General features: G+C 36.4%; 10 protein-coding genes. All 10 read left to right on the plus strand.

The window, feature by feature from the left end:
* Entirely contained in the window at positions 1–1245 is a 1245-nt protein-coding gene (locus H1P_RS03680; RefSeq protein ID WP_144864266.1) for a glycosyltransferase family 4 protein, read from the plus strand.
* Between the two features lie 30 nt (positions 1246–1275).
* The gene (locus tag H1P_RS03685) at positions 1276–2454 is read left to right on the plus strand and encodes a glycosyltransferase (protein WP_144864268.1); all 1179 of its coding nucleotides are present in this window, start codon (positions 1276–1278) and stop codon (positions 2452–2454) included.
* A 173-nt stretch (positions 2455–2627) separates the two neighbouring features.
* Complete coding sequence (locus tag H1P_RS03690; protein ID WP_144864270.1) at positions 2628–3590, plus strand: hypothetical protein; 963 nt, start codon at positions 2628–2630, stop codon at positions 3588–3590.
* 87 nt (positions 3591–3677) lie between these two features.
* Positions 3678–4562, plus strand: a complete 885-nt coding sequence (locus tag H1P_RS03695) for a sulfotransferase domain-containing protein (protein ID WP_144864272.1) — start codon at positions 3678–3680, stop codon at positions 4560–4562.
* A gap of 67 nt (positions 4563–4629) precedes the next feature.
* A complete protein-coding gene (locus tag H1P_RS03700; protein ID WP_144864274.1) occupies positions 4630–5979 on the plus strand; it encodes a YfhO family protein in 1350 nt (449 codons plus the stop codon).
* Positions 5980–6318: 339 nt separating this feature from the next.
* Positions 6319–7425, plus strand: coding sequence for an Acg family FMN-binding oxidoreductase (locus tag H1P_RS03705; RefSeq protein ID WP_222426915.1), 1107 nt, complete (start codon positions 6319–6321; stop codon positions 7423–7425).
* 83 nt (positions 7426–7508) lie between these two features.
* Positions 7509–8414, plus strand: a complete 906-nt coding sequence (locus tag H1P_RS03710; RefSeq protein WP_144864276.1) for a DUF8173 domain-containing protein — start codon at positions 7509–7511, stop codon at positions 8412–8414.
* Positions 8415–8809: 395 nt separating this feature from the next.
* Positions 8810–9658 (plus strand): type 1 glutamine amidotransferase family protein, encoded by an 849-nt coding sequence (locus H1P_RS03715; RefSeq protein WP_144864278.1) that lies wholly within the window; start codon positions 8810–8812, stop codon positions 9656–9658.
* A 687-nt stretch (positions 9659–10345) separates the two neighbouring features.
* Positions 10346–11143, plus strand: a complete 798-nt coding sequence (locus H1P_RS03720) for a class I SAM-dependent methyltransferase (protein WP_144864280.1) — start codon at positions 10346–10348, stop codon at positions 11141–11143.
* Positions 11144–11509: 366 nt separating this feature from the next.
* Positions 11510–12471, plus strand: a 962-nt coding sequence (locus H1P_RS03725; protein ID WP_144864282.1) for an Npun_R2821/Npun_R2822 family protein, incomplete at its 3' end; no start/stop codon positions are given.

The raw sequence follows: 12471 nt of genomic DNA on the forward strand, positions 1-12471 counted from the left end.
ATGAAAATCCTGATATCTGCTTATGCTTGCGAACCAAATCGAGGTTCAGAACCTGGCGTGGGTTGGAATATCGCTTGGGAACTGGCAAAATATAACGAGGTCTGGGTTTTAACAAGACCTGATGATGGTCGTGAAGCTATTGAAGCAGAATTAGCTCGTAATCCTCAACCTAACTTGCATTTTGTTTACTTTACCTTGCCGATTTTAGGAGGTTTTTGGCAATGGGGTTCGGTAGCATTTGTCTTACATTACTACCTGTGGCAAGTTCAAGCTTATTTTGTAGCTCAAAAACTGCACCGTCAAGTTAATTTCGATCTGGCTCACCATGTAACTTTTGTCAGATACTCTAGCCCTAGCTTTATCTCTTTATTGCCTATTCCCTTTGTTTGGGGAACTGTAGGAGGTGCAGAAGCAGCACCAAAACCCTTTTGGCAAGATTTTAGCCCCAGAGCTAAAGTTTATGAGATTTTGCGAGCTTTCGCCCATAAAGTCGGAGAACGCGACCCGTTTGCCCGCTTAACGGCACGAAAAAGTGCGATCGCTCGTGTCACGACAAAAGATACCGCCAAGCAGGTACGCAAAATGGGGGCATCCCAAGTGGCAGTAGTTCCCGAAGCTGCTTTATCCCAAGTAGATATCGCTAAAATGTCACAGTTCCCCATTTTAGATACTTCCCTCGTGCGATTTATCAGTATGGGTCGTTTGTTACACTGGAAAGGATTTCATTTAGGAATTAGAGCTTTTGCTGAAGCTAATTTACCCCATGCCGAATATTGGATTTTAGGGGATGGAGTGGAAGCAGCCAAATTGCGATTGCTAGCTATGGAACTAGGCGTGGCAGATCGAGTAAAATTTTGGGGACGCTTGGCAAGGGAGCAAACTTTAAGCAAATTAAGTCAGTCTCATGTTTTGGTACATCCGAGTTTACACGATTCTGGCGGTTGGGTTTGTTTGGAGGGAATGGCAGCAGGTCGTCCGATACTGTGTTTGGATTTAGGAGGACCAGGAGTTCAAGTCACCTCGCAAACAGGAATTAAAGTACCCGCCCACAACCCAGAACAGGCTGTAAGGGATCTGGCTAAGGCAATGGTGTGTTTAGCTCAAGATGGGAAATTGCGATCTTGCTTGGGACAAGCAGGTAGGGAAATGGTACAAAAGCTCTATAATTGGGAAGCAAAAGGTCAAGAGTTAACCAAAATTTATCAAGAACTGATCGTCAAAGACAAGGTAACAACTGACATATAAACAAGTATTATTTTATAATACAAAAATATTATGCGTATTTTACTCGTCCACAATCAGTATCAACAGCTTGGTGGAGAAGATACGATTTTTAACACCGAAGCCAGTTTACTAGAATCCTACGGTCATCAAGTAATTCGTTACACTACCCATAATGACCGTATTAAAGAGATGAATTCTTTGGCTTTGGCTAAAGCTACTCTCTGGAATAATCAAATTTATGAACATCTACGAACCTTAATTCAGCGAACAAAACCTCAAATAGCTCATTTTCATAATATCTTTCCTCTAATTTCTCCTGCTGCTTATTACGCTGCCAAACATGAAGGAGTACCAGTAGTACAAACTCTGCATAACTTTCGCTTACTCTGCGCCAATGGTTTATTTTTCCGCGATGGTCATGTTTGTGAATCTTGTCTGACAAAACATACTCCAATCCCTGGAATTATTAACAGTTGCTATCGACAAAGCCGTACCGCCAGTTTGGCAGCAGCCATGATGGTCAAGTTTCACGCTCTACTGGGTACTTGGTCTTCCACTGTAGATGTCTTTATTGCCTACAGTCATTTTGCCCACAAAAAATTTATCGAAGGTGGTTTACCTGCCGATAAAATTGCTTTTAAAACTAACTTTCTCTATCCCGTACCAGAACCAGGAACAGGAACAGGGAATTATGCTTTATTTGTTGGTAGACTTGCTCCTGAAAAAGGCATACAAACTTTGCTATCGGCTTGGCAAAAATTGGGAGACAAAATTCCTCTCAAAATATTGGGGGATGGACCCCTTGCTTCTCAAGTAAGTACTGTTGCCGAAAGCTCCCCTGGAATCGAATGGCTGGGACGAAAACCACTTTCAGAAGTATATCAAATGATGGGAGAAGCTGCTTTTTTGGTTATTTCCTCAGAATGGTATGAAACTTTTGGGCGAGTGGGCATTGAAGCCTTAGCCAAAGGAACTCCTTTGGTAGTAGCTAATATCGGTGCGCTGGCAGAATTGGTTGTACCCAAACAAAACGGACTTACTTTTAGACCTGGAGATGCCGAAGATTTAGTTACGCAAGTGCAATGGTTACTCGATCATCCTCAAGAATTAAAGCAAATGCGCCAATTTGCCCGTGCTGACTTTGAAACTAAATATACTGCTAGCGATAATTACCGTCGTCTTAAAGAAATTTATAACTCGGTATCAGAATCCCAAATGATTGTTCAATAAATACGGTTGTGGCTTTGCTACTCCCATAAAAGACCAGATTATTTTTATTTTTTATACTTTGTGACTTCTTTTCAACCGTTAGCTTGTAACATATATTTATATTTTCACTTTCCGATCTATATTCCGTTCAATAAAGTTTAATTCACATAAGAAGTTTAAAATGTAGTTAGATAATGAAAAAAACATATATTCATATTGGAATACCTAAAACGGCGACCACTTATTTGCAGAATCAGATCTTTCCACATATTAAAAGTGCATATTATGTGGGTCGACCTTACACACAAGAAAATCATGCATTTAATTTATTACAGTATGCAGACAATACTCTTTTTAAGCCTATAAAGTTTGCAAATGAGTTGGATAAAATAAACAAGCTAGCTAGTGACAAGGAATACATATTAATTTCAGATGAAAAATTTTTTGGATTGACAACTTGTAACTTTATTAACAGAAGCTTGATTGCAGAAAGACTTAGCAGTGCTATGCCTAATGCTGAAATTCTTATATTTATCAGAAACCAAGAAGATTTTATTTTATCCATGTATAAACAACATGTGAAAATGGGAATGGTAGATCGCCTATTAGATAAATCGTATGTTTATAGTAAAGGAAGCGGCTTTGATTTAGATAAATGGCAATCAGGTGTTAGAAGTTTTGACCTTAAAAATCGTTTTATTTCTCATCAAAGCTTTTTTAATATAGAAAATCTTCGTTTTAACGAGATTATTGCATATTATGAAAAAATGTTCCCCAAAGTTCATGTTTTTCTTTACGAGCAATTTAAATATGACCCAGAAAGTATATATAAAAGATTAAGTCAAATATTTTCCTTCAATGTGGTTCGGATTGCAAACAATGTAAACACAGAAGGATTAGTTAATTATAGTCTATCACTAGAAAGACTCAAAGAATTTCGTACTAGAAATTTATTATCAAAATTTGTAAAAAACAAAAAAATACTCAAAATTATTTCAAAAATAACTGTATTAAGAAAAGAGAGCCAAAATAATCTTGCTAGAGATTATGTTAATAATTTGATGAAAAATAATGATATTTATGAGAACAATCAATTACTTGATTCAAGAATGAATTTGGGAATGTCGAAACATTCTAAAAAATATTTTGGTCAGTAAATTTTATAATGAGAGAAATAATTTATACTTTTATTTGAGTTCAATATATGTACACTAGAGTTTTCTTAATTCTTATAAACTAAAAGTATGAACTATACGATTTACAACGTGGCAAGACTATACGGTAGAGATTGTATATTTGCGACAAAATATTGGAAAGAAAAAATTTTCAATCAACAAGCTAAATCTTTGATCCTTTGTAATTCATACCCCAAAAGTGGAACTCATCTACTGTATCAAATTCTTTACTCTATTCCAGAATTTAAATTCAAGATGTGGGATGATATAGTCTCAGTACAAGCCCTTTGTGGCATTATGAATACAGCATCTCATATTCGCTGGAAAATTGGTTCTGCTCCCAATCATTCCATTATTAGAAGTCATTTAATGTACTGCGATCGAGTATTAGATGTACTAAAAGAATTTAACTATAAAACTCTGTTTATTTATCGAGATCTTAGAGATGTTGCGGTTTCTCATGCTCGTTGGGTGACAAAAGAAAAACGAATTTTTCTTCACGATATTTATTTAGAGCAAGATAATTTTGACGAACAGCTAATGACTTCTATAAAAGGATTACCTCTCGGTACTCCTTTTGGTTCAAATGTTTCTCAGCCTGATATTGGTACTGACTTTTCTCGATGGAGAGGCTGGATTGATTACTCCAAAACTCTAGCGATTAAGTTTGAGGATTTAGTGGGTGAAAGAGGTGGTGGCTCGGAAGAAAAGCGTTTGCGTAGTGTCGCACAAATATTAGATTATTTAAAAATAAATCTTTCAGCCGAACAAATCAAAACTAAATTTGCATCCCATATCTTAAATCCAGAAGAGTCACACACTTATAAAAAAGGGAATAAAGGTAGTATTGGTGGATGGAAAAAAATGTTTAAAGAATCTCATAAGAAAGAATTTAAGAGAGTTGCAGGGGATATATTGATAGATTTAGATTATGAAAAAGATTTAAGTTGGTAAAGCTATATAAAATTATGATTCTATAGTCATTATTCAACAAACTGTATCGAAAAATCATTAAACTAGCATGGGTTTCGTAGCAAATTCTCAAAAAACTGTCTCAGCTAAAAAGAAAGGGTATCTCAGAAATTCTACTCTTGTTATTATCGCATTTGCATCTGTTTTCTTTCCTCGTTGCCTAGAAGCAATTGGATTTCCTGCTCCTATTAACTTTGTTCATTTTATAATAGTTCCTTTTAGCTGTCTGGTAGTCTTGCTCACTAGCCGTAATCACAGCCAGAAACAAAGAATGATAGTTAGGCAACTTCTCACAGGCTTATTAATCTTTTTTGGTGTTGTTATTACCAGTGCTTTTTTTAATGGGGCAGGGACAATTAATGCTTTTTTATCATATATGCTATTGACAGAGCCTTTTTTTTTGTTGGTAAGTTTTGTTAGTTTACCTCTTTCTCTGAATGCTTTTAAGCGTTTTCGGACTTGGTTAGTCAGCTTTTTGGGATTTCATCTCTTTCTGGTTTATATTCAAAAATATCTGCTTCAAGTAGATACTTGGGAACATCTTGGGATGTCACCTCCTGACCGAATTCAAGGTGTTTTCTTTATATCTGGATCGGGTCATGTAGTGGGGGCATCCGTTTCTTTTACTTTTGCCGTTTATTGTTTAATGACGGCTAAATTTATGCCTCTTTGGTTAAGAATATTTATCGCTTCAGCAGCATTTTGGCACATCATTATCGCTGATGCTAAACAAGTAATAATGGTTTTTATGGTTGCAGGATGTATTTTATTTCTGCTTAAGTTTAGAGACCCAGTTGTTTTGATAAAGTATTTAACTGGAGGTATAGCTTTTGGCTATGCTTTCTTATGGTGTGTGAATAATGTTGCTGCTTTTAAAAGTTTCAATACCTGGGCAGATCCAGAACTATATGGACCGAATGGTCAAGCTACTTTAGGAAAAACCACTGCATTTCGAGTGATTCCTTCCCATTATCAATCTCCTCTTAATTGGTGGTTGGGATTGGGTCCTGGTCATACAGTTGGTCGTCTAGGTGGATGGATGCTGCGGGAATATCGAGAGCTTTTGAAACCACTAGGAGCAACTATACATGAGGCGAGTTCTGAGGTGTGGCAAGAAGGAGGTTCTTTCTTTATTGTCAGTCGTTCTAGTCTCTTTTCTCCTTTGTTTGGTTGGGCTGGAATTTGGGGTGATTTAGGGATTTTAGGTTTAGCAGCTTATCTTTGGCTTGCTCTATTAGTTTGGCATTATCTTTGTGTTGATGATTTATCTAAATTTTTGATGCTAACTGTGTTTGTTTTTGGTCTGATTTTTTCTCAGATGGAAGAACCTGGCTATATGCTTTCTGTTGCCACAATTATTGGTTTGCAATGGCAAGAAAAACAGATGTTGCGGGGTTAAGTTGAGTTGTTGAATGATTGATGATTGTGACCATCAATAACAGCGATCGCACTAAGGAAACTTAGTAGAAGGGAAAATTTGTCGTTGACAACAATTTCACTTTCCCTCACAAGTTTCTCAAACTTTTTAATTAATTTTAAAGTGAACTCAAAGCATTAGTACTTAAAAACTGTTAGCAATCAAAGAAAAGGACTTAATTGTGTTCAGTTGACTTTTTGAGTCTGGAATATATCTCACTAATTTTTTTTGAGGACTGCTATTGTCTTTGATTTTTGCTTTAAATGCACGATCGCCTTTTGAGAAGCTGAATTCTCTATGATTTAAGAAGAGGTCACAATTATGCTCGGTCTTTTAAATATTTTTCCGCTAATTTCTCCTACGACAACTCAACAAACATCTCAGCTAAATCTAGACCCTTGGCAAGTTGAGGAGGATAATTTTCCTCTTTCAGGTACGAATTCAGAAAAACTCAAATTTTTCCTCAATTATGCAGTACTCGCTCCGTCAGGACACAATACCCAGCCTTGGCTATTTAAGATGGTTGACGATGTGATTGAGCTTTATGCAGATACAACTCGTGCTTTACCTATAGTCGATCCCAATCATCGCGAGTTAATTATTAGTTGTGGTGCAGCTTTGTTTAATCTTCGCCTTGCGATGCGTCACTTTGGTTATCAAGATATCTTAGAAATTTTCCCAGAGCCTCAGAATCCTAATTTCTTAGCACGAATTAGCTTTGGGAGTAAAAGAATCGCCAAAGCCGAAGAACATTTTTTATTCCGAGCAATTCCTAAAAGATGCACTAATCGACTTCCTTTTCTAAATCGTCAGCTTCCCAAATCTCTGATGTCAGAATTAGAATTTGCTGCTAGTTCTGAACAGGCTTGGCTACAAGTCATTTCCCAAATTATTCCTGAAGATGACCGCGAAGCAGTTATTAATTTGATTGCTAAAGGCGATCGCTTACAAATGGCAAATCCTCTGTTTCGCCAAGAATTAGCCCAATGGATTCACTCTGGTAAAAGCGGAAGTCATGATGGTATTACTGCTTATGCACAAGGAATGGATGAACGATTGGATACTATTGCACCTTTAATTTCTTTTGCGGTTCGTTCTTTCGATCTGGGTAAATCTCAGTCAGTTAAAGACCAAAAACTAGCAGCAAAAGCTCCTATTTTAATGCTGCTGAGTAGTAAGCACGATACTCCTCAAGACTGGCTGGCTATAGGAGAAGCTTTAGAACATTTATTACTAAGAGCCAGAATTGACGATGTTTGGGCATCTTTCTTTAATCAACCGATTCAAACTAGCGAACTGCGATCGCAAATTCAAGCCCTATTTCCTGAAAACGGTTATCCTCAAATATTGTTACGTCTCGGTTATGCCAAAGACCCCAAACCAACCCCTAGAAGACCTGTAGAGGAAGTATTACTTAACATAGGCTGAATGCACGAGGTTGCCTCCCAAGTCGATCTGCCCCGCGCGTCTCTACCCACTAACGATTAACCAAATCAAAGGAGAATCAAACAATGAGTTGGCGCAAAATAAGACCATTAATCTTAGCTTTTTTAGCAGCTTTCCTCGTAATTTGTGTTACGGGACTTGGAGTAGCTAACACTGAAAACGAGATTCAGATCTTCAAAATGGGTACTGATGTCACAGTTCCCGCGAGAGAAGTTCTGACAGAGGTTGTAGCCGTTGGTGGTAATGTAACAATCTTGGATGAGGCTCAAGTTACCAATGATGCAGTAGCTATTGGTGGTGATGTGGTTCTCAAGCCTAATGCTAGTGTTGGCGGGGATGCAGTAGCCATTGGCGGACAAATTATCAAAGAAGAAGGCGCAATAGTTGATGGTAGTGAAGTGGTCATGTTTAGTAATGCCAAAGTATTATTCGATCGCTTTGGCTTGTTTGGCACTCTTTATTTGACTAATGCTTTGTTCTCTTTGATTTCTCTCATGGTTGTTTTTGCTTTTGGTGTGTTTTTACTCTTGCTACTTCCAGGTCACATTCAAACTATTACTGCAACCATGCATCAACACCCGTTTAAGAGTGGAATGTATGGTTTAGGTGGTATTGTGGCTATTACGCTGTTTATTGCTCTATTTGCTGGTAGTGTATTCGGCTTTTTGCTGATTCCCATTGCTAATTTAGCTTTTTTGGTAGCAGGATTACTAGGTGCGATCGCTACAGGCTTATGGATTGGCAAAAAAATTCTATCTCGCTCAGATAAAGCTTTGATTCCTTTTCTTGTAGGAATGCTGGTTTTAGCCATAATTAGTCTGATTCCCATTGCTGGCGGATTAATGATTTTAATGCTTAACTTGTTTGGCTTTGGTGCAGTATTGTTATCGCGAGTTGGCACAGTACAACCAGAAACTATTCAGAAACGTTTCGATCAGCTAGAAGGTACTGCACAGCCATCGGGAACTTAAACACAGGCGTTGCTGCTATCAGGGTATGATTTTGAAACTTATAGGTAGTGATGTAAATTAAATTACGAGTGTGAAAGTAGGTAATAGGTAAACAAAGTATGTAAATAATTTTGTCTGAGTAGTTAATAGATTCTTTATCAAGATTAAACATGAAAGTTGAGCGTTGCTAAATTCTTAATAATACAAGCACTAAAAAAGTTAATTGAAAACTTTTTTAATCTGATGAATTATATAACATAAACTTTGAATACATCTGAGTTACAAATTTAATCGTTGGCTCGTAAGGATAATTTAATTTTTATACTGAATGTTTCTTTAATGAAAACCAAGAAACAGAAACTCGCACTTCTACACCAGTATTTGAAGCAGTAGAAAATAAATTTGCCGAAGATGCTGTGATTGCTGGTACTAGCGCGGGAACTGCTGTGCAGACAGGTAGTCCCATGATTACCGAAGGAGAAAGTTATGAGGCTTTAGTAGGCGATCCTAATAGTTTAGTAGGTTCTCCTCCTTTTGTTCGGGATTTATACTACAATCCTGTAGGTGGATTTGATTTCTTTCCCTACGGATTAACCGATACTCATTTTAGTGCCAGAGGCAGACAAGGGCGAACAATTCGCTTAGCTGGTAGTTTAGATGTACCGAATGTTTACGGTATGGATGAAAATACTGCTTTAGTGGTGACAGATGTGGGAACGGATCGGGTGAGTATGGAGGTGTTAGGGGAACTAGGAGTTTCAATTTTTGATTTGTCTGATGCCACTGTGAGCGATTCAGAAGATGATTATTGGTCAATTTCTGATGTCTCAATGACTTATTTGACAGAAGGCGATCGCTATAATCCTCTAACAGAAACGGCAACTTTTTCAGAAAAAAGTCCCCTAGTTTGTAACCCAGGCGAGACGGTTGCTGATTCAACAGATATTTTTAGTACTCTTGGCTCTAATGGCGATCGCGATAATCCCCGCGAATTTATTGAAACTGCTCTAGATTTAGTTGAAAGTTGTGCCACTAAAGCTACAGGACGTAGCGCGTCAACAAATCCTGTTCCCTTCCAAGTAACCATGACCGAAAACAATTCAACCCAAGGTTACTTGGGAGCCGATAGCCAAGGAGTAGAAAAACAATCTTTTACAAACCTTGTTATTGATATCCAAAGCGAGAAAGTTCCCGAACCTAATTTCATTTTTGGTCTTTTGGGATTAAGTATTCTAGGAGTGCGGAAAAAGCAAAAGCCTCATTAGTACTTTGTTCTTTGTCTTTTGTCTTTTGCTTATAAACACAAGACTAATTACTCGCTATTCTGACAATTTCTTGTAACTATTGATAACAATTTCCTCCTACTTCCTCTGCTTGTCTCAATCCACCAATATAGAATCCATTTGGGAGCTATTATGTCATTTTCTAGTCACTATACCATTTCTTAAAAGTAATAAGAGACGAAGGTTTAAAGCTAGGAGTCCTAAAGGATACCGCTTCCGCCTTAGGACTCGCTACGCATCGCGCGACCATCGGTGAGTCCTTTAGGGCATATCAGGAGTCACGCCCGTCAGGAGTTAGTGTAAACAGTAGTTTGAGTGTTTTTTCTTAATAAGAAATAATTTTCTATCTATCTAGCTAGTGCGCAAGAATTGGTATTATATCTTTTTATGAAGATGTCAAATGGGTTCTATAGATAGTGATGTAGATTAAATTACGGGTGTGAAAGTAGGTAATAGGGAAACAAAGTACATAAATAGTTTTGTCTGAGTACTTATCGATTCTTTATAAAGATTAAAAGTGCAAAACAGAATTTTGACCTGCGGAACGCGGAGTAAAGCCTATCGCCTGAATATAAGATCAAAGTAAGCTTGCTTGCCTAGGCAGTTCATTGGGTAGGTAGCTCGCTCAAGAACTATGTTTTCTTTTTTAAGGAAGGAGGAATATTTTTAATGGTAAATGTTACACTCAATAGAAGCACAGTCAAAAAATTAGCAAAAAAGTTTTTGACAAGAGAACAAATAAGCTTTATTCGTGAAATCTATTATTCAGTAGTATACCCAACAAATTTAACTAAACTGGCTACTTCTTATAAAACTGACAAATGGAATAAACACTGGTATGCGCAACACTACCAGAAACACTTTGAACCTCTGAGAAAAAAAAAGTTAAACATCCTAGAAATTGGTATCGGTGGATACGCCAATCCCAATAAAGGTGGAGCATCTCTGAGGATGTGGAGAACTTATTTCCCAAAAAGTACGATCTACGGAATCGACATTCATGAAAAGAAAGCACATGAAGAAAAGCGAATTAGAACTTTTCAAGGAAGCCAAACAGACGTAAATTTCCTAAAGGAAGTTATCAAAGAAATTGGTCAAGTAGATATTATTGTAGATGATGGTAGTCATATAAATGAACATGTAATTAAATCTTTTGAAATACTTTTTCCTATGCTTAGTAAAAATGGAATTTATGTCATAGAAGACACACAAACTTCTTACTGGAAAAAATTTGGAGGAAGTAGATACGATTTAAATTCTAACAAAACAATTATGGAATTTTTCAAGAATCTATGCGACGGTTTAAATTATGCAGAGTTTTCATCTCCAGATTATATTCCAAAATATTTTGATAAGCATATTGTTTCTATGCACTTCTACCACAATTTAATATTTATCTATAAAGGTGAAAACAATGAAGGTAGCAATATGAAAGATGAAAGATTGGCTAAATTAATTTCAGATTGAGCAATGTCGTTGTTAAGACAACAATCTGACGGAAAACAATATTGCATATATAATTGATTTTATACGCGCAGCGTTGACTTAGCATTTTAGTTTTTGTCTTGCTGCGCTAATAGAAGAGCTAGTATTTTTTTCCGTATTGTCCCATTTTTATTCACTGCCTATTTAACCCATTAACTATATTTTACAATACCATTTTCATCGAAGATGATAACTAAATTGTGCATCTCCTTACTTGTAAAAAAGTAAATTGTCTTTCTTTATAATCTTTTGATTCTAGGTTTCAATCCAATATGTTTTTGTTCAGTTATTTTAGTTTTCTTTTCCCCAATTTCTTGCTTATTTTATAGTAAATATTTTTGATATAATATGGTTAAAGATATCAGTTATTTTTTTAAAAATGCAAATTCTTCATCTCAGACAAACAAAGGAATTTATACTTTAGCTAATGATAACTTCTACGATCAAGTAATTGCTTTAGTCAATAGCATTAGAAGAAACTACGACAGAACAATACCTATTTGTATTATTCCTTACGATGATAACATTGAAAAGCTTATAAGCCTAAATTTGGAGCAAGTATTTTTATTTGATAATGAAGAATCTTTTAGTAAATGGCAAAGCTTTGCCTCAGATGTTTGGAATAGTGAGCGGTTTCTGGGTTTTAAAAAAAATGCTTGGTATCACGGTTCTAATACTATTAGAAAGCTGTGTTCTTTTGATGGTTTCTTCAAGGAATTTATTTATATAGATAGCGACGAATTAGTAATGTCGTCCTTGGATGATTGTTTTAATAAACTAATGGAGTATGATTGCATTTTTGATGATTGGGAACATAAAAAAGAACAGTGTTTTCTAGAGCTGGATTTAATCAAGGATAAATCTCGCTGTGGCGAAGAGGACGTGAAAAGACAGTGCCATTGTTCTGATTTCTTTGCATCTAAGTCTGGTTTGATGAACGAACAAATATTAGACAAACTAAAATCTAGCTTATTAAAGGATAGCGAAATTAGCTTTATTAATACTTCAGGATGGTGGGATGAGGTTTATCTTTTTAGTTACATCACATTTAAGCTTAACTGCAAAGTGTTCAATTATACATTAAGCGCGGATTCTAGAGAGCGGACGGGACACATTGCTGGAGTTAATCCTTTTCACGAACAAGACCACATACTGTTTAATCTAGAAGGTCTAAAACCAATCCATAGAATTCATTATATGGGTTATAGTTCAGAAAGATTTACAAGATTATGCCAAGGTGAGGATACTAACATTCCACATCAGGAATTGTTTTTATATTACAGGTTTATGAATGAGCCAAATCAAGCACC

Origin of the sequence: Hyella patelloides LEGE 07179 (assembly GCF_900659865.1) — a bacterium.
GTDB classification, from domain to species: Bacteria; Cyanobacteriota; Cyanobacteriia; order Cyanobacteriales; family Xenococcaceae; genus Hyella; species Hyella patelloides.

What these genes read in the sequence shown, in the direction of transcription:
- H1P_RS03720 (WP_144864280.1), top strand. Translation starts at nt 10,346, where the DNA reads ATGGTAAATGTTACACTCAATAGAAGCACAGTCAAAAAATTAGCAAAA.
- H1P_RS03710 (WP_144864276.1), top strand. Translation starts at nt 7,509, where the DNA reads ATGAGTTGGCGCAAAATAAGACCATTAATCTTAGCTTTTTTAGCAGCT.
- H1P_RS03695 (WP_144864272.1), top strand. Translation starts at nt 3,678, where the DNA reads ATGAACTATACGATTTACAACGTGGCAAGACTATACGGTAGAGATTGT.
- H1P_RS03685 (WP_144864268.1), top strand. Translation starts at nt 1,276, where the DNA reads ATGCGTATTTTACTCGTCCACAATCAGTATCAACAGCTTGGTGGAGAA.
- H1P_RS03690 (WP_144864270.1), top strand. Translation starts at nt 2,628, where the DNA reads ATGAAAAAAACATATATTCATATTGGAATACCTAAAACGGCGACCACT.
- H1P_RS03705 (WP_222426915.1), top strand. Translation starts at nt 6,319, where the DNA reads ATGCTCGGTCTTTTAAATATTTTTCCGCTAATTTCTCCTACGACAACT.
- H1P_RS03700 (WP_144864274.1), top strand. Translation starts at nt 4,630, where the DNA reads ATGGGTTTCGTAGCAAATTCTCAAAAAACTGTCTCAGCTAAAAAGAAA.
- H1P_RS03680 (WP_144864266.1), top strand. Translation starts at nt 1, where the DNA reads ATGAAAATCCTGATATCTGCTTATGCTTGCGAACCAAATCGAGGTTCA.